Origin of the sequence: Acinetobacter sp. YH12205, from assembly GCF_013418125.1 — a bacterium.
GTDB classification, from domain to species: domain Bacteria; phylum Pseudomonadota; class Gammaproteobacteria; order Pseudomonadales; family Moraxellaceae; genus Acinetobacter; species Acinetobacter towneri.
This window is the reverse complement of the sequence record NZ_VPCQ01000002.1, coordinates 78024-99211: the sequence shown is the minus strand read 5'-3', so window position 1 is coordinate 99211 and position 21188 is coordinate 78024. Positions and strand designations below refer to the sequence as shown.

Sequence of the window (21188 nt, the reverse complement as noted above, 5' to 3'; positions counted from 1 at the left end):
CACGAAGGAATGAGGCTGAACATGCAAATACGTATTGAACATGACACCATGGGTGAGGTTGAAGTTCCGAATGACGCGCTTTGGGGCGCACAAACTCAGCGCAGCTTACAAAATTTTAAAATCGGCAATGAGCGTTTACCACGCGCCATGATTCGCGCTATGGGTTTGGTTAAAAAAGCTGCGGCAATAACCAATGCAAACTTAGGGCAAATCCCTCAAGAGTTGGCGCAGTACATTGTCGGTGCAGCAGATGAAGTCATTGCAGGGCAGTGGGACAGTCAATTTCCTTTGGTGGTGTGGCAAACAGGTTCGGGTACGCAAAGTAACATGAACTGTAATGAAGTGATTGCCAATATCGCCAATCAAAAACTGGGGAATCCTTTAGGTGCACAAAAGCCTGTACATCCGAATGATCATGTCAACCGCGCCCAATCGACCAATGATTCTTTTCCAACTGCAATTCATGTGGCAGCGAGTTTGCAAATTAATGAACTGCTCATTCCTGCAGTAAAGAGTTTGCGCGATACGTTGCATGCGAAAAGTGAAGAATTTTCTGAAATTGTCAAAATTGGACGTACACATTTACAAGATGCGACACCATTAACTTTAGGGCAGGAATTTAGTGGCTATGTATCGCAGCTAGATCATGGTTTAAAACGTCTAGAACAGGCTTTAACAGGCTTGTATGAGTTGCCATTGGGCGGTACAGCAGTCGGTACAGGCTTAAATGCACATCCTGATTATGCGGTACAGGCAGCGGAGCAATTGGCACAGCTAACAGGCTTAGCATTTGTGACTGCACCAAATAAGTTTGAGGCTTTGGCGGGGCGTGATGCTGCGGTATTTGCTTCAGGTGCATTAAAAACTTTGGCGGTGAGTTTAAATAAAATTGCGAATGATATTCGCTGGTTAGCCAGTGGCCCGCGTTGTGGTTTTGGTGAGCTGCGTATTCCAGAAAATGAACCTGGTTCAAGTATTATGCCGGGCAAGGTTAATCCAACACAAAGCGAAGCAATGACCATGGTAGTTGCACAGGTATTGGGCAATGACACCACAATTAACGTGGCTGGTGCATCGGGCAATTTTGAGCTGAATGTATTTATGCCAGTAATTGCATATAACTTATTGCAATCTATTCAACTCTTGGGCGATGCATGTAATAGCTTTAATGAGCATTGCGCCGTTGGCATTCAAGCAAACCGTGAAAAAATAGATCACTTTTTGCATGATTCACTCATGTTAGTGACCGCTTTGAATCCTGTAATTGGTTATGAGAATGCAGCGGAGGTGGCAAAAACAGCTTATAAGGAAAATAAAACCTTAAAGCAAGTTGCAGTAGAGCTGAATTTGGTCACAGCAGAGCAGTTTGATGAAGTGGTACGTCCTGAACAGATGATTGCTCCGAATACCAAATAGTCAGTTTTAAGTAAATTGAGAGGTCTGTGTTTGTCTGCTCAAGATGACAGATAAACACAGACTTTGTTTATAAAAATCAGTGAAACTTTGATGTATTCTTTCTTATTAAAATTATGTTGTGTATAATTACACAATGAACAGCAAAGACATTATTAAGCGTCTTGAGCAGGAAGGCTGGTACAAAGTGGGTGGTAAAGGCGACCATGAAAAGTATAAGCATCCTGAAAAGCCTGGACATGTTGTGGTACCACATCCACGTAAAGATATGCCAATAGGAACTCTACGCAATATATATAAACAGGCTGGTTGGGAGTGGAGGTAAAAATGTTATATCCAGTATATGTTCACAAAGATGAAGATAGCGCATACGGTTTAACCTTTCCTGACTTTGATGGATGCTTTAGCGCAGCAGATGAGATGCAAGATATTCAGCGCATGGCACAGGAAGCGGTTGAAGTTCACTTTGATGGTGAAGATATTCCGTTACCAGAACCATCAAGCCCAGAGCAATGGTTAGGTGATGAGCGATTTGAGGGGGGTTTTTGGTTGTTAGTTGATATTGATACAACAAAAGTAAATACAAAGTCTATTCGTATTAATATCAGCATGCCAGAAGCTTTAGTGAAACGTATTGATGCTGTTGCAAAAAAACAACATTTAAGCCGTTCGGCATTCTTAGCTAAAAGCGCGGAAATGGCGTTGCATTAATCAAGTAAAATATACTAAACCCAGCCTAAATGCTGGGTTTTCTATTGCACCTAATTTGAATGTAGAGGGGTAATTCATCCTAATACGATTTTAAATTTATGTGTTGGTGTAAAGACATAATTTGCATAACGGCAGAATAGGCTGCTACAAGGTGCTATCTAAATGTAATAGTTCAAAACCCGTCATTTAGTCGCATTAACCACTTTTAGATGCTTTCTTTTATGTCCGTTCCTTATTCAACTTACATTGATTAAGCTGCCATAATTGCTAGAATACGCAATACTTCAAAATACTGTTTTGCTAAAGTTTTGCATTTATTTTGCAAAATTTAATTTTTTATAAGCAACTCAATATCTTAACTACGGAAATTTTCAATGCTCTCAATTTATTTAACAGATGTTCAGCAACACGTGCAATTTAAAGATTACCCGGGTGAGCAGCCTGTTAAATTTATCTTGAATTTTAAAAAGATTTTTCCAAGTGTAATGGAGCTTTTACTACCTGTATTGCCTGAAAATGAAAATCTGGAAGAAATGACGTGGGAATCGACCACTGCAGATTTAGAATTATTTAAGTTGTTGCTCAGTGGGTGGGGCGTGATTGAATTACGTTTAAATGCGCTCAGTCAGTTCAAAGGCAAGACATTTGCAGATCAATTGGTGAAACAAGCCCAACAAAAACGTAAAGACTTCGCCAAAGCCCAACAACAATTACAAACTGTAGAGCTAGATTATTTATTTATGCATGAAACACATGCCTTAATTGATGCAGAATTGGTAGAAGTAGGTGAAAAGTTCTATTTGCCAATTTTGCGTGATTTATGGAAAGGCAAAGTATCTACAAAAGTTTTGGAAGCGAAGTTTTAAGAACAAACCCATATTAAAAAGCTGCCTCGGCGGCTTTTATTTTTTATAGAATCATACAAGACGATTAGCAACCACTTGCGAATCCAGATCAACCTCAAATAGCCTAAGCAAAAATTTTAGAAATTTCCTCTCTTAAAAAATAATGCCTTGAATTTTCCTGTAAATCTTTATGCCAATACATCCCCATATTAATTACAGGCAAGTCTACAGGCACATCAAAAATATTCAATTTTTGGCTCATATTCAAATGCTTTAAAATCATTTTAGGAATAGTTAGTATGGCTTGAGGATGCTGCTGTAAAATCTGTAACGCCGTAGAATAGTGCTGACAACGTAAAAAAACCTGCCGTGATAATTGCTTTTGATGCAAATAAATATCTTCTAGCAACATACCAGTACGCCGTGATGAAACCCCAATATGTGCAGAAGATAAATAAAGTGCAGTATTCATTTCTTGTTGTGAACTACAGACCACAAATTGGTCTTGAACTAAGGATTGAAACTGAATTTTATCGCCAAAGTTTTGTTCTAAATCAATTACAAAATCAATTTGTTGTGTTGCTAAATCTGCCAAAACCGTTTTGCGGTCTAATTTGTGGCTCAGAAATTGAATATCCAAGTTCAACTTTTGAAAATGCGCCACCAATTTAGGAAAAATAATCGGTTCAATTTCATCATGGATAGCAATTTTGAGCGATTGCAACATATTCGGCTCAAATTGCTGTTTCTGTATTGCAATACTTTGAATCGCCAACAAGGCATTTTTAATAGTCGGATAAATTTGCTCGGCAAAAGGCGTAGGCAGCATTTTATTGCCACTTCGCACCAGTAAATCATCTTGTAAATGTTGTCTTAAACGCTGCAAAGCATGACTGGCGGCAGATTGGCTAATACACAAAATTTGTGCAGCTTTGGAAATACTGCGCTGCTCATAAATTGCAACAAACATCGGGTATAAATTGATGTCTAAACGATGAAAAACGGTAAGATCAACTTTTGCATTGTTATGAACATGATTCATAGTGTTTTATTGAATTAAATCATTTTGTTCATATTACTTTTCAAGTTAAGGTGTTGTAAAGCAATGAATACAATATTTTAAGGGATTTGAACCATGTTTGAGCTATCTGCACGCGCCAAAGACTATATAGAACGTACCAAAGCCTTTATTGCCAAAGAAATTGAGCCGATTGAAGCTGAATTCTGGGCAGAAGTTCACGAATTAAATCAGGGTGGTGACTGGACTAAATGGCAATGGCCAGCACAATTAGAACAATTAAAAGCCAAAGCCAAAGCTGCAGGTTTATGGAATATGTTTTTACCTTGTCCAGAATTAGGACAAGGTTTGTCGGTACAAGAATATGCACATATTGCAGAGTTGAGTGGACGCAGTTTGATTGCGCCAACCGTATTTAACTGTAATGCACCCGACAGCGGCAACATGGAAGTTTTATGGCGCTATGGTTCTGAAGCACAAAAGGCAGAATGGCTGACACCGCTGCTTGAAGGTAAAATTCGTTCTGTGTTTTGTATGACTGAACCTGCAGTGGCTTCAAGTGATGCGACCAATATGCAGGCAACAGCAGTCGTAGACGGCGATGAAATTGTCTTGAATGGTCGTAAATGGTGGTCTTCAGGTTTGGGTGATCCAAATGCCAAAATTATTATTTTTATGGCGCATACACCCGATGAAACCAAAGACCGTCATCATCAACACTCTATGGTTTTAGTCCCTGTGGATACTGCGGGCGTTAAAATTCAACGCATGTTACCTGTATTTGGTGATTACGACGCGCCACACGGTCATGGCGAAGTCAGTTTTGATAACGTGCGTGTGGCTGTTGCCAACTTTATTGGCGGTGCAGGACAAGGTTTTGAAATTGCACAAGGTCGTTTAGGTCCGGGGCGTATTCACCATTGTATGCGTTGTATTGGTGCAGCCGAAAAATCTTTGGAGTTGATGATTGACCGTGGCATGAGTCGTACCGCATTTGGCAAGGAAATTCTGAAACTCGGTGGCAATTTGGAGCGTGTAGCGGAAGCACGTGTGGCGATTGACCAAGCACGTTTATTAACTCTCTATGCAGCCTATAAAATGGATACTTTAGGCAATATGGCAGCACTTACCGAAATTTCTGCCATTAAAGTGGTTGCACCAAGTGTCTTGGAAAAAGTAGTTGATATGGCGATGCAGATTCATGGTGGTGCAGGCGTATCTAGAGATACACCGTTGACAGGTTTCTTTGCCCAAGCGCGTAGTTTACGTCTTGCCGATGGACCAGACGAAGTACACAAAGGCATGATTGCCAAACTTGAGTTGGCTAAACGTGGTTATCGTAGCAGCCGCAAAAAATAAGTCAGTTGCGAATTTTTTATTGTGTCGCTTGGTAGTGTATTCGGCAATATTTCTGATATTGCCGATACATCTCAAGAGAACACGGAAAATCTATGTTAGATTAAAAAAATTGGAAAATTAGGGAAAAATAATGTCAGTTATTGATGTAGGCGGCACAGTACGCGAAGGCGAAGAACTCGATATTCAGGCAGTGACAGCATGGTTAAAACAACAAAATGTCGATGTTGTAGAACCTGTAGAAGTCACACAATATTCAGGCGGTGCATCGAACTGGACATATCGCCTTAAGTACAGCAATGCTGATTTAATTTTGCGTCGTCCGCCCAAAGGTACTAAAGCTAAATCTGCACATGACATGGCGCGTGAATATCATGTGCAAAAGAATTTAGCCCCGTTTTATCCTGTGTTACCTGAAATGGTGGCGTTGTGTCAGGATGAAGCTGTAATTGGCTGCGATTTTTACGTGATGCAACGTATTGAAGGCATTATCCCACGTGCAAAATTGCCACCAGAGCTTGATTTTAGCGAAACTCAAGTACATGAACTTTGTGTAAATGTCATTGATAAACTGATTGAGCTGCATCAAGTACCTTATGCAGGAACTGAGCTAGAAAAATTAGGGAAAGGTGATGGTTATTGCCGACGTCAGGTAGAAGGTTGGGATGCACGCTATGCCAAAGCACATACCATCAACGTGCCATCTTTTAAATATGTGCGTAAATGGTTGTTAGACCATATTCCTGTAGATTCAAAAACCTGCATTATTCATAACGACTGGCGTTTTGATAATGTGATTTTAGACCCGAAACATCCGACTCAAGTGATTGGCGTTTTGGACTGGGAAATGGCAACACTGGGCGATCCACTCATGGATTTAGGCTCGGCTTTGGCATATTGGGTTGAAGATACCGATAATCAAATTTTTAAAGCCACCCGTCGTCAACCAACGCACTTAAAAGGCATGTTCACACGTCAGCAAGTGGTGGACTATTATTTGCAAAAAACAGGCTTGAGCACCGATAACTGGACATTCTATGAAGTGTTTGGAATTTTCCGTTTAGCGGTGATCGCCCAGCAAATTTATTATCGTTATTTCCACAAGCAAACCAATAATCCTGCATTTAAGGATTTCTGGATTGTCATTCATGCTTTGCATATTCGTGCCTTAAAGTTAATTGGTTTACAAAAACTGGAAGCAAATGAACTAGCACAAAAATATATCGCCAAATTTAAGGAATTGATGCCGAAATGACCACCATTTATTTAATTCGTCATGGGCAAGCATCTTTTGGGGCAGAAAGTTATGATCAACTTTCGCCTAATGGTGAGTTACAAGCCAAATTGCTCGGACGTTATTTTGATCGCATTTTAAAAGAAGCACCCTATGTGGTGGCTGGTTCAATGCAGCGCCATCAGCAAACTGCACAACTGGCTTTGGCAGAATGTTTTCCTGAGGTCGAAATTCATACCGACAGTGCATGGAACGAGTTTAATCATCAACAGGTTTTCGCGCAGTATGAACCGCGTTTTAATCAACCTGAATTGATGAAAGAAGATGTCGCCAAAGAGGTCAATCCTCGTGCATATTTGGCAAAAATTTTTGAAGGTGCGATAGAACGCTGGACGGGCGGTGAATATCACCATGAATATGAAGAATCTTGGCCGCATTTTAAACAGCGTGTCGAAGATGCATTGCAGCATTTATGTGATGACTTAGCCCAAAAACAACCACGATATGCTGTGGTATTTACTTCTGGTGGTGTGATTTCTGTGGCTGCAGGTAAAATTTTAGGCTTAACGCCCAATAAAACCTTTGCATTGAACTGGGCAATTACTAACTCAAGTATCACCACTTTACGTTTGGTCGGCAGTGAACCACAACTGTTAAGCTTGAATGAACATCATTTTATTAAAGCTGAAAACTCAAATTTATTGACTTGGATTTAAGGATCAAACCATGACAAAAACAATTCTAATTACAGGTGCAAGTTCAGGTATTGGTGCGGGTATGGCACGTGAATTTGCTCAAATGGGTTATAACCTTGCAATTTGCGCCCGACGTTTAGAGCGTTTGGAAACGCTGAAACAAGAACTGGAAAGCCAGTTTGGTATTCGTGTTATTGCAAAAACGCTGGATGTCACCAATTATGATCAGGTGTTTCAGGTGTTTCGTGAATTTAAACAAGATTTTGGACAAATTGACCGCATTATTGTCAATGCAGGCGTGGGCGAAGGACGTCGCATTGGTAAAGGTAATTTTGCCATCAACAAAGCCACAGTAGAAACCAACTTTATTTCAGCTTTGGCGCAGTGTGAAGCCGCGGTTGAAATTTTCCGTGAGCAAAACTCAGGGCATTTGGTGATGATTTCATCTATGAGTGCCATTCGTGGTATGCCAAAACATCTTACTGCTTACGGTGCAAGTAAAGCTGCAGTAGCACATTTAGCAGAAGGAATTCGTGCAGAATTAATTGATACACCTATTCAAGTTACGACTATTTTCCCTGGTTATATTCGTACCGAAATCAACGAAGGTGCAAAAAAACTGCCTTTTGAAGTTGATGAAAAAACAGGTTCACGCTTACTTGCTGCAGAAATTGAAAAAGCGCCAATTAAAGCCTATGTACCTAAATGGCCATGGTTGCCATTGGGCTTAGCTATGAAAGTTTTACCATTAAAATTGGTCAATAAACTCGGCTAAATAGCAGCGATATCATAGTATTTGAATAGCATCCTGAAATTTAAAGCTGATGATGAATGCAATCACTTTAAATGACACGATGCTATTTTTATATTTGAGTCTCTACTTTTGTTTGGGTTTAAAATTTGTATTTTCGGTTTTCGTATTTAAGAGTGAAATGTGATGTGGCTTAGAACAGCAACCCTTGCCTTAATTCCCGCTTTGGTGATTCAGGGAAGTCGTGTTAAAAAGAACACGATCCGATTGCCTGAAGCCGAAGGCGCACGAGAAGGTATTACAGGGCAAGGGCAAACGCTGTCATTATTGATTTTAGGCGATTCTGCCGCTGCAGGCGTTGGGGTAGCACATCAAAATGATGCGCTTTTAGGTGCGGTGATTTCTGCTTTGCAGCATCAGTACCAAGTACATTGGCGTTTAGAGGCGCAGTCTGGAGATACTACCTCACAAGTCATTCAAAAAACGAAAAAACTGGTAAATCAAAAATATGATGTTGTGGTTACTTCTGTTGGTGTCAACGATGTAACACGCTTAATGTCGGCACAGACTTGGATTAAACAACAGCAACATTTTTATCAACTTATTCAAGCGAAATTCCAACCTGAATTAATCATTGCTACGGGGGTTCCACCAATGCATTTATTTCCCGCATTGCCCAATCCATTATCTTGGCTATTTGGACAATACGCAAAACAAATGAACTTACAATTAGAAAAAATGATTGCACAACAAGAAGATATGCAGTGGATTGAATATGATATTCGAAAATATCAATCCATGAATTTAGAAATGGCAAAAGATGGTTTTCATCCAAGTAAAGAAATTTACCAGATTTGGGGGAAAGAAGTCTCGGATAGGATTTTGGAGTGGTTTTAGGTAAATTAACTTAAATAATGGTATAGTGTTAACAATCGTCAACACTAAATTATAATTAAATCATCAAGCAGAATGAAAATATGAAGAAACATCCCAATAAACATATTCGCGAAGCAATTGAATATGCGATTGAAAACGGCTGGGATGTTGTCGATTCAGGTAAATCAGCACATGCAAAACAAATCTTGCGTAAAGTAAAGCAATGTCATGGAGATGAACTATGAATAACTATCACTTTACTGTTGTGGTACGTGACGCACGTTCTGATCTGTCTGTGCTAGAAGATAAGTTCTTTGAAGCGGGTTGTGATGATGCATTAGTTTGTAGTTATAACGATACAATTTATCTTGAGTTTGACCGTGAAGCTGAAAATGCAGAACAAGCGATTCACTCAGCATTAGACAATATTCGCTCATTAGGATTTCATGATCTGATAGTAGAAGAGCAAGGTTATTCAACTTTGGCAGTAATGGCTGAACGTGCTGGAATGACTCGTCAAGCATTATCTTTATATGCGCAAAATAAACGTGGTGACGGAAACTTTCCACGTCCGATGTATGGACTTGCATCTAGATCTGCAATGTATTTTTGGCCAGAAGTTGCGACATGGTTATTCAATCAAGGGAAGTTACATAAAAATCATTATGAAGTTGCTCGTACTGCAATGTCTTAGCTTAATTTAAAGACCAAAGGTTCAATCTATAAATGTCTGATTCTAAAATAGAAACCCATCCACTCGAACCCTTTTTACCAGCCAATGCCAAGCTGTTAATGCTTGGGAGTTTTCCACCACCTAAAAGCCGTTGGAAAATGGATTTTTATTATCCGAATTATCAAAATGTTAGCTACTAATAAAATGCTAAGTTACTGTATATAAATAGTTTTATAGTATATTTTTGCCCTAAAAAATGGGCAAAACACACTAAATGGAACATAATGAAAACAATAACTTAGCAATACGTTTTGCAAAAAACTTTTATGTCACTTCTGCAAATGGCAGCTTAATCCCAACATCCACATCGTTCCAAATAATTTCATGACCAGACTCGTAGTGTTCGGTCATTTTAACTGAGCTATGACCTGCCAATGCCTGGGCGCTTCGACCTGCTTTTTTATGCAAGAAAATAGCCAATGCACGTATTTCGTGGAAGGTCGGAATTTGTCTACCCTCTAATTTTGGATAGGCATTTGAAAGTTTGACGATCCGTAAAAATTCCTCTGACAAATACAAAGGCAAGATTTGAGTCCAGTGTTCTTTCTTTGAGTTTTTTACCTTGCGTTTTGGCACATAATGAATCACAAAAGGGCTAGGGACATTGTCCGATTTGCAACGATCCAGTACCTGTTGTAATTCATCATCAATCTTTATTCGGATATAACCTGAGCCATCTAGAACTTCAAAATCATCCACTGGATCATCAGTCGTTTTTTGCTGGGCAATATGAATATATCCATCATGAATATCAGTCCAACGAATGTTGACAATGTCCGATCGGCGTTGGGTTGTTAACAGCGATAGATCAATTGCATTTTGCAGCCATAAAGGGGAATGATTACGAATAATCTGTAGTCCCTCAACGGTATGTCTTTTTCTTTGCTTGGGCACATAGCGGCTAAGTGTAATTCGTGCTGGGTTATCTGGACATAACCCTTTACTCACCGCCACATCAAAAATGTTGCACAGCAAACTGCGTACAGATTTACTATTTGACGGCGTGAGGCTATCAAGGTATTCATTGACCATTTTCAGAGTAATCGATTCAAGTTCTTTGTTTCCCCAGACTTTACACAGTCTGTTTAACTGAACCTGATACGTCTGCCGAGTATTTTCCGATATTGGTCGGCCATCTTTCCGACGCTTATTAAGTAAATACTCATCAGCAAAGCTTCCAAATAAGACGCCACCACCAAGAACCCTAGACACTAAGTCTGTCTCAATCATTAACATCTCATTTAATTTTCGAGCTGCTTGAAAGGCTTTATTTTTGTCAGTTCCCATTGAGTGAAACTTTCCCGTAATGGGGTGGCGGTAACGCCAAGCGTTACCATCACCCCGATATAAATTAGCAGGAATATCCTTATTTCCTTTATTGCGTGGTCGAGCCATATTTTTAGCCTCGCAACACCTTATCCACTAAATCATCACCAGTTTGTTGCTGGTAAATATGCCACTGTATATACCAATGTTTGCCTTTTTGCTCAGCAGGAATTAGGCCCAATCTACAGTGACGTGCAATAGTTTGGCGCGTTGGTGGAGTTGCACCTTCGGTACCATAAACGCGCTTAATAAATTCAGAAACTTTAATTAAACAGGTCATAGCTCGTTACTCCTTAGCCTCAAGCACAGTTTTAACAGCGATCGTAATCAGCTCTTGAAGGCGTTCGTGGGTAATAGTTATTTGCCCAGGCACATCTGCTTTCAGTTTTTCAATCTGTTCAATAAGTTTATTGTTGATTTCAAATTGTTCGAGTAGGGCTTTTTCGGATTGGGCTTTGGCTGCCAACCAAGCCTCCCATTCGTCATCATAAGTATATGACGGGTATCGATAGCCATGCTCGCGCTCATGCTCATCATAGTAAGCCTTGAGTTCGTCATACTGATCTTTAAATTTGTGGCACTCAAACGCTTCTCTTTCTTTCTGCAAATCCATCACGCCTCCAAATGCTCTCTAAACTCTGTGTATAGCTGTGTCGCTGCCTTGTTGAGTCTGCCATTTGCCAAAATAGCCACGCCACGCGGAAAGTTTTTATTAACTGTTCTGCAGTAGAACTGTGTTTCTCCCGTTGGATGACAAACGCCTCGATAGCCAATCTTTACTAGCCATTTCATAAACGCTTCAGACATGATTGGATCAATTTTGGTGATTTTGGTTTTCATCACTCACTCCCGATATGACCACATCCATTAATTTATGAATGTGGCCAACCTAAAAATTAGCCAAATAACTCTGCTTCACGTTGCTGGGCTGCTAGATCCAAACGTTGCTTGCCTTGATCAGACAATTCTTCATAAGCGGGGTCAGTGTAGACCTCGTTAATATCATCCTGAGTTTTGGCTGCTTGAATACGCTGAATAGCACCCTCAATCCAAGGTTTGTTTTGTGCAAACATATCCTGCTGATTTTCGATGAGCTCTTTACGCATTCTGTAGACCTCAAGTAACTCACCTTGATGGTCTAGCGTGAGTTTTGGTTTATTCTGCGTAATGAGTGTGGCTACATTTTTTAGTTCATCTGTGGTTTTGGCATTTTCAATTGATGTCTTTAAACCACCCATAATGGATTTGCTTTTAATCGGGTCAATTTGCACCTTGCCCAATTCCTCAATCTTCTGGTGAATCGCATTCACTAGATATGTTTTATGCGCATCGGTAAGGTCGGGATGTCCTTCAATAATTGGAATAATGGTTTGCAGGTCTTTGGCATGTGTAAATCCATTAATTTGTTCTAGATACTCTTTACGCAGTTCCAATGAGGATGGCTTTTTTGCAACATCATTTGATGTTTGATTTTGGCTATCTTCAATTGTTTCTACCGTCTCAGCCTCGACAGCTCTTGGTTGACGTGTACGCTTTGGTTTTTCTGCAGGTACTTCTTGATCGTCAGCAGGCGATTCTTTAACTACGTTTTGCTTGATGCTATCCAGTGTTACTGGTTGTGCTGTAACTTCAGGCTCAGGCGTAATGTCGATAATTGAATCAAGTTCTTCTTCATGTGTGCGTAGACCCATTAATAAGTCAGGCGCATAGATACGGCCAAAGAATGATGCAGCACGGTACCGCAACATTTGCTCAGGCATGGTTTGCCATTTTGAACCATTCTTTTGGAACCAACCTTCTTTTACAGCCAGTTCCATGGTGATCGGGCTAGACTCAAGGCGCTCACCAGTTGCTTTTTCAATAACCCATGCCACACATCTAAGATTTTTCACGCGGGCAACTTTGTTTGAATCCACAGGCTCACGCTTACGAGTCTCTTTGTTATATTCCCACTCTGTAACTGCATAAGGAATTTCCATTTCCTCATCACCACCAGTGATGTCAAAACGTAATGGGCTATAACGTCCACAACTGTTAATTGCAGCAATAATAAATTGGCTTGACCAACTTGGACGACCATCCACTAAATACAGGTTTTGCATAATCATCATTGGATCTGCACCTAAACGCTGTGCCATATTCAAGGCGATGATGCAGTTTGAAACGCCATTTGGGTTTTCTTCAGGTCGGTACAACCATTTTTTAGCATTCTGGTCAAAACGATCCTTAACCATAATGGTGTTGCGGAATGCTTCAGGAATGATCGTACTATTAGCCAAGCTTTCAGCCATGTGGTGCATTGCTTGGAAGCCACGATAGGTATTGAAGTTCGCCTCAACATTTTCAGGTTTACGTTGTGTGCGAAGTTGCTCAGTTGTCATTACTTGTGAAGTCATGGGTATATTCCTTATATTGAAATTAATTACTTACGAAATTTGCATGTAGCGAAAGCAGGGCAAAACTTTTCATTGCAAAGCATGGATTTTGAATTGCCATAAAAAGTGCCGTGTTTCAGAATTTTGGCGGCATGGTGAAGTAGTCCTGGTTCTTCTTCAGTACCAAGTAAAACTTCTGCAGGTGATTCAATCTCGCCAATACCTACGTGTTGGCCTTTGTCTGTTTTGGCCGTAGTTAAGCCATATATACGTGCTGGAGCAGTGACGGATTCTTGCAAGGCATGTGCTGCCAGCACGGTATAGATACCCATCTGTGGCGTATGTCCCGATGTTTTAACAACACCATCACTGCCCACCGAAGTTTTACCGGTCTTGATGTCACCAATACCAAGTTCGCCTTCGTCGTTTTCATAGATACGGTCAATGGTTCCTGTTAGCTCAATGCCTAGATCGGCAAGGATTAAGGATTCACAACGGACTTCTACGCCAATAAATTTTTGTGTTGGCGCAATCTGAGTGATGTATTTGTTCACCAGTGCATGACCAATAGATTCAGCACTGTTTTGGTCTAAGTCAGCCCAATCTACTTCCTCATTGGGTTGCCAAATTTGCTGATGCAAAATTTCAGAACATTCTTCTGTAGAAACAGATTCACCAATTAAGTGCATGTGGTCCCACTGGGTCACAGCTTCGTGGATTGCTGTACCCAGGCGTGTACGGGCACCTGCAGGCATACGCTTGTTTAAAAGGTTCTTTGCTTCCCAACGTGCAGGACAGTCGAATAAATCAGACAAAGAACTGGCACGAATCGGAATGATTTTTGTTGGGTTTTCGGCAATATTCATCGTGTTGCCTCCAAATGTGCTTTAGTGGCATTGAGCTGATTTTCATATTCAGCATCACAAGCTTTTAAACTCATGGCCATAAAGCCAAATGCACATGCTGCCAGTACTGCAGATGCCGCAGCATCGGAAAGGATTTTTTTAAAGCGAAGTGATAGTCGCTTTTTGTTTTGGCGCTGTATCAGCATTGCGACTAACTTGCTATGGGATGTGTTTTGTTTCATACTTATCTCGCTATATGCAGAGCACCCAGAAGGTCGAAGGTCGGGGTGCTTTTTTGTGCCTAGTGAAATAAATACTACTTTAAGTAGAATTAAGGTCAATACTTTGTGGAAAATAATTCTACTTTTAGTTGTTTTTTTATAGTAGACAAAAGAAAACCCACCGCTAGGGTGGGTTGATCTTAACTGGACACTTTATTTTTTTACTTCAGTAATACTGATCGGCTTGTCTTTTTCAAACTCGACAACACCTTCACCGCCTTTGAAGTGAATAGAAACACCATCATCATTCGCTAAGCGAACTCCACTACCAGAAACAGCATGTTTAAGATGATAGACCTTACCCGATCCATCAATCATTTGTGCAGTTTCAAATAGGTCAGATGATTTTAGGAAAAGTTTTAAATCATTAGGGCCTACAAAACTGATAACTTGTGTGTTTTCAGGGGCATTGCGTATCACGTTTTCGCGCGTTACTTCTTTATTTGGAGTCGAAGTACAGCCAGTGATCGCTAGAGCTACAAGAGTTGCACCTAACACGTATTTCATTTTATTTTCCTTTTTATCTTCTAAATCATAAGAGTAAATATAATAAATGGTATAAAAATTCGTTTAAATACACTGTTACAGAGTTATTACACAAAAAGAACCCACCGCTGGGGTGGGCAGAGCTGAAAGATTAAACTTATTAATATGTTATAACATAACATTATGAGTGCTAGTTTACACTTGTTCCACATAAAAGAAAACCCACCGATAGGCATTGGCGGGTCAGTTTTGCGCTACTTCGTTATTACAGGTCAGGAGTGCGTTTGACCTTGATTCGATAATAATCACTAGATATGACAGTAGTTTTACTTCATGGATTGCAGTTAATCTCAAATAAAGTTTAACCTTGCTTTCATGTATCTTAAAAGATACAATTTTATAAAAGCTACAGATATACTGTGATGCAGATTAAAAAACTACCACCTTTTGATAGATGGTTTAAAAAACTTAAGGATTCACAGGCCAAAGCTCGGATACAAGCTCGACTTGATCGTTTAGAGGAAACAGGGCACTTTGGTGATGTAAAGACGGTAGAGCACCCTGTGTGTGAAATGCGGTTTTTCTTTGGCGATGGGTACCGTGTGTACTATTTGCAGGAAAATGAAAGTATTGTTTTGCTGCTTATTGGTGGCGATAAAACCAGTCAGCAGGACGATATTAAAAAAGCCGTACAACTTGCTGCAGCCTATTTGGAATTAAAGGAGAGACACCATGATTGATCCAGCTGATTTAGTTGCAACAAAATGGGACAGTGCCGAGTACCTAGAAACTGAAGAGGATATGCAAGCCTACTTACAGGCCTGTATTGAAGAAGCAGGTGATGACGCAGCTTTTATTGCCAAAGCACTGGGAACGATCGCACGTGCCCGTGGTATGACACAACTCGCTAAAGATACAGGATTAGGGCGTGAGTCATTATATCGCTCGTTATCTGGTGAGGTTGTACCCAATTTTGATACTGTCCTAAAAGTGGTACATGCGTTGGGTTTAAATTTGACTGTAACACCTAAAACCACTCCTGCTGGAGCTTGATTTAACTTTTACAGGTTGCAGTCAATCACATACTTTTCTTTGTAATAGTCCACGGCTCTGTCGAGTGCCTGACTCAACTCTTCATCGGTATATTCTGGTGAAAGTTGCTTTAAAGCAGGGACGTACTGCTTGTAATAGATATCAGGCCAGTCTTTGCAAAGGATCTGTTTGCGTACCTCTTGTGAAGTACTTGGATTTTCCAATAAATCAAAATAGCCGTTAATTTTTTCATCCGATTCTTCAAACTGCTTTGTTATAGCTGTACGTTCATGTTCAGGTAGGGCAGCTGGCTGCTTTTGGCAGCCAGTGATGATAAGGGCAAGGAGTAGGGTGGTTATGGTTGTTTTTTTCATAGTTTTGTCTTGTTGTTATTGCGTCTAAAATTATAAACTAAATGTCGCAGATTCAAATCCCAAGTGCAACACATTTGTAGTTAGTTGAAAAAGTTAGGTGTATTCATAGAATCATTAGACTTTTTCAACTCGCAATTGGAAAGCACACAATGAAGAAATACACCCAACTTTCTCAAGATGAAAGATACGAAATTTATGCTACTTTGAAAAGTAAAAGTTCAATCGCTACCCTTGCTCGGGAATTAGGACGTTCACGATCAACCATCTACCGTGAATTAAAAAGAAATACTGGGCAACGTGGATATAGAGCTCAACAGGCAGCTAAATTTGCAAGTCAAAGACGGTACCATCCTTCATCATCAATGACAGCATTTGCCTTCGCTTATATTGATTATTTGATTGGTTTGGACTGGTCACCCGAACAAATTTCAGGTGCTTTAACACAACGCGGTTGGCTGGATGTACCTTCACATGAGTGGATTTACCAGTACATTTATCAAGATAAATCAAAAGGCGGTAAACTTCATCTACATTTAAGGCATCAGAAGAAATATCGAAAACGCGGTTACAAAAACACGGATCGTAGGGGTCAAATCATTGATAAAACAAGTATTCACTGCCGAGACCAGGTCATTGATCAACGACAACGTTTAGGAGATTTCGAAGGTGACACGGTGATTGGTAAACATCATAAAGGTGCTTTATTGACTCTCGTTGATCGAAAGAGCCTGTATGTACATATTGTTCATTTAGGGCCAACGAGAGCATCCTCTCAAACGATTACTTGTGCATTAGATCGTTTACAAATGAGCCATGCCTATAGTGTGACATTTGATAATGGCAAAGAATTTTCCGAACACAAAAGAATTACTGATGCTGGCATAGAGACGTATTTTGCTGATCCTTACAAGTCTATTCAGCGAGCTAGAAATGAAAATACGAATGGTTTAATCCGTCAATATCTGCCAAAATCATCATCGTTTGATGACGTGTCAAACGAACAAATAGAGCAGATAGAATTTGCACTCAACCATCGTCCTAGAAAAACACTAGGTTGGTATACACCGAGTGAAGTTATGGCTGGTTTTTATACTGTTGCACTTGCCGCTTGAATCCGCCTGTTAAAAAATATGCAGCGATATAAAATTAGAGCATTTTTGGGGGAAATGGTGTCATCTTTTTTGATTATTGTTGGGTTTATGCTCGCTTGTATTGGGATAATTTTTGGCTCTCATATTCTAAATGAAAAAATTCATAATTACGCAGATGCGCGAGCTGCGGGTTTCTTGTGTATGTTGCCTGGGGTGTTAGTGTTTGTCCTTGGGTTTTATTTAAGATAAAACCCTCCATGAGGTAAAGATTAATCAGCAAAACTTAGTTGCTTTGACTGAACTTTTAAAGGCTGTAAGTCATCACAATAAATCATCACTTCAGCACCTTTCATTTTATAATAAGCACTGTAATTCAACTCATAGTCTTCTTGTGTATATCCTGAATAAATTTCTTTAATTTCAGCACAATTATCGTATGACACAATCCACTTTGTCTGCACACTATCTAAAGCTTTTCTAATTTGAACATGATCTTCATGGACATAAAAATTTCGATATAAACCTTGCCCTTTTACATAGTAGGGTGGATCTAAATAAATTAGAGAGTCTTGAGGCAATAGATTGTCAACGTTTTGCAGTAATGACAAAGCATCTTCATTGTAAACTTTTATGCGGTCTTTATAACGACCAATTTTTTCAATTCGTTTTGATAAGTTTTCTTTGTGAAAGCGAGCATCAAGCTTGTAATTGCCATCCTGATTTTTCCCGCCAATTACACCACCTTTTAATATGCCAGAGCGATTGGTACGGTTCAAAAAGAAAGCAGAAAAGCCGTGTTCGAGAGCAGTATGCTCGTTTGGAGTAGCAAGGATAGCTTTTTGTTTTTGCCACTCATCAATTGTGACATTAGTATCTGTTAGAAGTTTTAGAAAATTTTCGGTATCTTCTGTAACTGACTTCCAAAAATTAAAGATTGCCAAATCAAAATCATTGATATGAATATTTTGGCAGTGGTTACCAAACAATAAGTCTAAAGCAACGCCAGCTCCTCCCGCATAAGGCTCGAGATAGTCTCCAGTAAGGTTGTTAAGCTCCATAAGATCTTTTACAAACGGAGCAAATTTACCTTTACCACCTGGATAGCGGAGGGGAGTGTAAAAAATAGGCATTTAAAAGTTCATCAACATTTTACGAAAATTACGTGTTATGACCCAATTCTACTTTAACATATGCCAAATTTAATGCATAACCTTCAGTTAACACGAAAGTCAATTTCTCTTCAAGATCAGTTAGGAATGTGCTTGAGATGTTAGGATTGTGCTTAAGATAATATCTAAAAGGATTTGTTTCAGCTTTTTTGATCATTCTTTGCAAGTTGCTAGAATTATAAAAACCTTTAAAAAGATCTCGAATTTTTTTATTTCCAGCTTGGATATCTGCTGCTAATAATTGTGGCAAATCATAACCTGAACTAGGTTCATCTTTTAACTTTAATCTATCTAAAATATCAGATGCATCACTTAGGAAAATCTCTTTGGTGAATTGAATTGAATTAGTCCAATAACTATCATTCGCTGGTAAGCGAAACAAAAAATCAAAGATTAATTGATCGGGCGGGAGACCACCTGGCAGTTTCAGAACATTTTTATATTTATTTGTATTTCTTACATCTGCATCTAAAACAACAATACTTTTCGTGGTAAATTCTGGAATTTTTTTATCCATCAAGGAAATATAAAAGTTACTACCATTCGTAATATTATCAAATTTATTTAAGAACGAATTGAGATGTCTTGAAGTTACAAGAGCAGCGAAAAAATCGGAAGCCTCTTTATCTTCAAAATATACATTAATTTTTGGTAACTTAGCCTTTTGTTTTTCTGGCAGAGTTTCAATATTTAAATCTGCATTAATGTTATCCCAACTGTAATCATCATAAACCTTGATAGAACCATGTGCATTTGACAGGTAAATAACTTTATATTTTTCATTGGCACCTTTGTATAGTGATCGCTTTTTCACTTCTTCTATAATTATTGGTGAGTGAGATGTCATGATAATTTGTAAATCTAATTCTTTCGCATATGTCATTAATGTTTCAATTAGATTTTTTTGAGCTGCAGGGAAAAAACCAGCATCCACCTCATCAATTAACAGAATACCACCGCTATACTTCTCACCAAGGTCATCTTTAAGTTTCTTAAAGGACATTAAAGACAAAACTAATTGTCCGCAATTATCTTCACCAACTGAAACAGATTCATGATCGTAGTTTTCACCATGTGCAACTGCTGAATCTAATGTTCCTGAAGTTGCGGTTAAAGAGCTACTATTTCTTTTTCCTAGGATCTTATTACTGATAGTAATAAAAAGAGATTTATTTTTATTTAAATATTCAATATCATTTTTATCATACTTGGTTCTTTCAGCAAGTGGGATAAGTCGTTTTAAACTTTGGTAAATCACAGGGTGTGTAACATTTCTACTGGTGTTTGCTGTAAAATCTGTTGTTAGGTTCCCTCGCACAGTTGTTCGGAAATCACGTCCTTCGGTATTCGTCATTGTAAGGTTTAAAGTATCAATATTTTTATCTAGTAAACCATCATAAAGGTGGTAACTACATTGCATACTACCAGCAACATCAAACTTTTTTGAAAATCTAAAATGTTCTTTAAATTGTGAAGTAAACCGTTTTCCAGTTAAAGTTCTATAATCTACTTTGAGTCCTTCAGCATTTATATATTTTAATTCTTCTCCAGTAGCATAATTCATTTCAAAACTAAAAATTTGTGCTATTAGACCTAAAATAGTTGATTTAGCTGTACCATTTTTACCACAAATGACTGTTATATCAGAACCAAGAGTAATATTTACATCTTTTAAAGCTCGAAAGTTTTGTACATTAATATTAGTCAATTTGGTAATATTCACTCTCTGATTCCCCTACGATATCCTCAAACGGTTTTAAATAGCTTAATTAGTGAACTAGAATTATATTTAAATTTCAAACATCCCTATACAACCCAACAACCTTACCCACCAACTTACATCCATCCACTAATGGAATCGTTTTTTCAGGCCAGTCTGGGTTAAGCGGTTGCAAATACATATTGCCGCTTTCAACAATCAGCTTTTTAAAAGTTGCCTCTAAATCACCTTCACAAGAGACGATGACTAAATCACCTGTTTTTAAATCATTTGTTTGAAAGTCAGGATTTACATAAATTTTGTCTGCAGGGCGGAAGTCTGGAAGCATCGACTCACCAACTACGGTCAATCCATATCCGTTCTTGCCACATTTCGGGTTAGGTGGCAGCCATTCTTCAAACTGAGTACCTGCAGGTACAGATTCAACTGTGGTCCATGATCCAGCTTGTACCCAAGAGATAACGGGTACCAATCGACCAGCAATGGGAAAGGGAGCAGTGACGTTGGGTTCGATACCTGAGCCATGATCCAAATAACTAATATCTACATTAAATTTTTTAGCCAGTATTTGCATTTTCTCTTCACGAGGTTTTGCAATTCCAAGCGTATAGCGTCGTGCCATTTCATAAGTGACATGAATAGCATCTTTTAATTGGTTTACGTTTTTTATTGGTGAGCCTTCTTTTTGCATAAGGCCATTAAGCCGTGAAGCAAATTCTTGGTATTTGGCTGTTTGCACCTTACAAACCTTCTCATTTTCTACGCTAGGTAGAATATTAACCCGTATTTTAGGTTGCACCAATTCTATTTTTGGTAGTATATTATCTTCTACTTTAAGTAGTTTTGTTGGTAGCATT

Annotated in this window: 27 protein-coding genes and 1 pseudogene; 15 read left to right on the top strand and 13 right to left on the bottom strand. The window is 39.1% G+C overall.

The window, feature by feature from the left end; all coding sequences use genetic code 11:
• The first annotated feature begins 21 nt into the window (after nucleotides 1-21).
• From fumC to FTU92_RS02780, 4 genes are all read left to right on the top strand, one after another.
• A complete protein-coding gene (fumC, locus tag FTU92_RS02795) occupies nucleotides 22-1416 on the top strand; it encodes a class II fumarate hydratase (RefSeq protein WP_180095579.1) in 1395 nt (464 codons plus the stop codon).
• Nucleotides 1417-1549: 133 nt separating this feature from the next.
• On the top strand, nucleotides 1550-1738 hold the full coding sequence (locus FTU92_RS02790) for a type II toxin-antitoxin system HicA family toxin (RefSeq protein ID WP_004973562.1): 189 nt from the start codon (nucleotides 1550-1552) through the stop codon (nucleotides 1736-1738).
• 2 nt (nucleotides 1739-1740) lie between these two features.
• Entirely contained in the window at nucleotides 1741-2124 is a 384-nt protein-coding gene (locus FTU92_RS02785) for a type II toxin-antitoxin system HicB family antitoxin (protein WP_004973564.1), read from the top strand.
• 374 nt (nucleotides 2125-2498) lie between these two features.
• The gene (locus FTU92_RS02780; protein ID WP_004973565.1) at nucleotides 2499-2990 is read left to right on the top strand and encodes a hypothetical protein; all 492 of its coding nucleotides are present in this window, start codon (nucleotides 2499-2501) and stop codon (nucleotides 2988-2990) included.
• 103 nt (nucleotides 2991-3093) lie between these two features.
• Here the strand turns inward: FTU92_RS02780 and FTU92_RS02775 are convergent, their stop codons facing one another.
• Nucleotides 3094-4011, bottom strand: coding sequence for a LysR family transcriptional regulator (locus tag FTU92_RS02775; protein WP_104851971.1), 918 nt, complete (start codon nucleotides 4009-4011; stop codon nucleotides 3094-3096).
• A 93-nt stretch (nucleotides 4012-4104) separates the two neighbouring features.
• Between FTU92_RS02775 and FTU92_RS02770 the strand changes: the two genes are divergently transcribed.
• The 8 genes and pseudogenes from FTU92_RS02770 to FTU92_RS02735 all read left to right on the top strand — a co-directional run.
• Entirely contained in the window at nucleotides 4105-5346 is a 1242-nt protein-coding gene (locus FTU92_RS02770) for an acyl-CoA dehydrogenase family protein (protein WP_180095577.1), read from the top strand.
• A gap of 130 nt (nucleotides 5347-5476) precedes the next feature.
• A complete protein-coding gene (locus FTU92_RS02765; protein ID WP_179994188.1) occupies nucleotides 5477-6598 on the top strand; it encodes a phosphotransferase family protein in 1122 nt (373 codons plus the stop codon).
• On the top strand, nucleotides 6595-7293 hold the full coding sequence (locus FTU92_RS02760) for a histidine phosphatase family protein (RefSeq protein WP_004973573.1): 699 nt from the start codon (nucleotides 6595-6597) through the stop codon (nucleotides 7291-7293). Before FTU92_RS02765 ends, FTU92_RS02760 begins: the two co-directional genes overlap by 4 nt.
• Before the next feature lie 10 nt (nucleotides 7294-7303).
• A complete protein-coding gene (locus FTU92_RS02755) occupies nucleotides 7304-8047 on the top strand; it encodes an SDR family oxidoreductase (protein WP_004973576.1) in 744 nt (247 codons plus the stop codon).
• 162 nt (nucleotides 8048-8209) lie between these two features.
• Complete coding sequence (locus FTU92_RS02750; protein WP_004973578.1) at nucleotides 8210-8920, top strand: SGNH/GDSL hydrolase family protein; 711 nt, start codon at nucleotides 8210-8212, stop codon at nucleotides 8918-8920.
• An 80-nt stretch (nucleotides 8921-9000) separates the two neighbouring features.
• Nucleotides 9001-9144, top strand: coding sequence for a hypothetical protein (locus FTU92_RS02745; protein WP_004973580.1), 144 nt, complete (start codon nucleotides 9001-9003; stop codon nucleotides 9142-9144).
• Nucleotides 9141-9593, top strand: coding sequence for an XRE family transcriptional regulator (locus FTU92_RS02740; protein WP_154320746.1), 453 nt, complete (start codon nucleotides 9141-9143; stop codon nucleotides 9591-9593). Before FTU92_RS02745 ends, FTU92_RS02740 begins: the two co-directional genes overlap by 4 nt.
• 32 nt (nucleotides 9594-9625) lie before the next feature.
• Nucleotides 9626-9760: pseudogene (locus tag FTU92_RS02735) on the top strand (uracil-DNA glycosylase family protein); the annotation flags it as partial.
• A 136-nt stretch (nucleotides 9761-9896) separates the two neighbouring features.
• Here FTU92_RS02735 and FTU92_RS02730 read toward each other — a convergent pair.
• The 8 genes from FTU92_RS02730 to FTU92_RS02695 all read right to left on the bottom strand — a co-directional run bounded on the left by FTU92_RS02730 (nucleotide 9897) and on the right by FTU92_RS02695 (nucleotide 14966).
• Entirely contained in the window at nucleotides 9897-11027 is a 1131-nt protein-coding gene (locus FTU92_RS02730) for a phage integrase Arm DNA-binding domain-containing protein (RefSeq protein ID WP_004973588.1), read from the bottom strand.
• A gap of 4 nt (nucleotides 11028-11031) precedes the next feature.
• On the bottom strand, nucleotides 11032-11238 hold the full coding sequence (locus tag FTU92_RS02725) for a hypothetical protein (protein WP_004973589.1): 207 nt from the start codon (nucleotides 11236-11238) through the stop codon (nucleotides 11032-11034).
• 6 nt (nucleotides 11239-11244) lie between these two features.
• Entirely contained in the window at nucleotides 11245-11571 is a 327-nt protein-coding gene (locus tag FTU92_RS02720) for a hypothetical protein (protein WP_180095575.1), read from the bottom strand.
• Nucleotides 11571-11798, bottom strand: a complete 228-nt coding sequence (locus tag FTU92_RS02715) for a hypothetical protein (protein ID WP_180095573.1) — start codon at nucleotides 11796-11798, stop codon at nucleotides 11571-11573. Before FTU92_RS02715 ends, FTU92_RS02720 begins: the two co-directional genes overlap by 1 nt.
• A gap of 56 nt (nucleotides 11799-11854) precedes the next feature.
• Nucleotides 11855-13354, bottom strand: coding sequence for a recombinase RecT (locus tag FTU92_RS02710; RefSeq protein WP_180095571.1), 1500 nt, complete (start codon nucleotides 13352-13354; stop codon nucleotides 11855-11857).
• 26 nt (nucleotides 13355-13380) lie between these two features.
• Nucleotides 13381-14199, bottom strand: coding sequence for a PD-(D/E)XK nuclease family protein (locus FTU92_RS02705; protein WP_180095569.1), 819 nt, complete (start codon nucleotides 14197-14199; stop codon nucleotides 13381-13383).
• Nucleotides 14196-14420, bottom strand: a complete 225-nt coding sequence (locus FTU92_RS02700; RefSeq protein ID WP_180095567.1) for a hypothetical protein — start codon at nucleotides 14418-14420, stop codon at nucleotides 14196-14198. Before FTU92_RS02700 ends, FTU92_RS02705 begins: the two co-directional genes overlap by 4 nt.
• Before the next feature lie 192 nt (nucleotides 14421-14612).
• Nucleotides 14613-14966, bottom strand: coding sequence for a hypothetical protein (locus FTU92_RS02695; protein ID WP_180095565.1), 354 nt, complete (start codon nucleotides 14964-14966; stop codon nucleotides 14613-14615).
• Between the two features lie 401 nt (nucleotides 14967-15367).
• Between FTU92_RS02695 and FTU92_RS02690 the strand changes: the two genes are divergently transcribed.
• Both FTU92_RS02690 and FTU92_RS02685 read left to right on the top strand, forming a co-directional pair.
• Nucleotides 15368-15685, top strand: a complete 318-nt coding sequence (locus FTU92_RS02690) for a type II toxin-antitoxin system RelE/ParE family toxin (protein WP_180095563.1) — start codon at nucleotides 15368-15370, stop codon at nucleotides 15683-15685.
• Complete coding sequence (locus FTU92_RS02685; protein WP_180095561.1) at nucleotides 15678-15998, top strand: addiction module antidote protein; 321 nt, start codon at nucleotides 15678-15680, stop codon at nucleotides 15996-15998. The genes FTU92_RS02690 and FTU92_RS02685 overlap by 8 nt, the downstream gene beginning before the upstream one ends.
• An 8-nt stretch (nucleotides 15999-16006) precedes the next feature.
• Here FTU92_RS02685 and FTU92_RS02680 read toward each other — a convergent pair whose 3' ends face one another.
• Nucleotides 16007-16351 carry a hypothetical protein gene (locus tag FTU92_RS02680; RefSeq protein WP_180095558.1) on the bottom strand — a complete coding sequence of 115 codons (345 nt, stop codon included), beginning with the start codon at nucleotides 16349-16351 and terminating at the stop codon, nucleotides 16007-16009.
• A gap of 149 nt (nucleotides 16352-16500) precedes the next feature.
• On the opposite strand from FTU92_RS02680, the gene FTU92_RS02675 reads away from it, so the two are divergent.
• Nucleotides 16501-17463: an IS30 family transposase gene (locus tag FTU92_RS02675; RefSeq protein ID WP_180095556.1), complete on the top strand. Its 963-nt coding sequence runs from the start codon at nucleotides 16501-16503 to the stop codon at nucleotides 17461-17463.
• Nucleotides 17464-17711: 248 nt separating this feature from the next.
• Here FTU92_RS02675 and FTU92_RS02670 read toward each other — a convergent pair whose 3' ends face one another.
• The 3 genes from FTU92_RS02670 to FTU92_RS02660 form a co-directional block, all read right to left on the bottom strand.
• A complete protein-coding gene (locus FTU92_RS02670; RefSeq protein WP_180095554.1) occupies nucleotides 17712-18572 on the bottom strand; it encodes a DNA adenine methylase in 861 nt (286 codons plus the stop codon).
• A 28-nt stretch (nucleotides 18573-18600) separates the two neighbouring features.
• The gene (locus tag FTU92_RS02665) at nucleotides 18601-20334 is read right to left on the bottom strand and encodes an AAA family ATPase (RefSeq protein WP_004973620.1); all 1734 of its coding nucleotides are present in this window, start codon (nucleotides 20332-20334) and stop codon (nucleotides 18601-18603) included.
• A gap of 73 nt (nucleotides 20335-20407) precedes the next feature.
• Nucleotides 20408-21187, bottom strand: a complete 780-nt coding sequence (locus FTU92_RS02660) for a LexA family transcriptional regulator (RefSeq protein WP_180095552.1) — start codon at nucleotides 21185-21187, stop codon at nucleotides 20408-20410.
• Nucleotide 21188 lies beyond the last annotated feature (1 nt).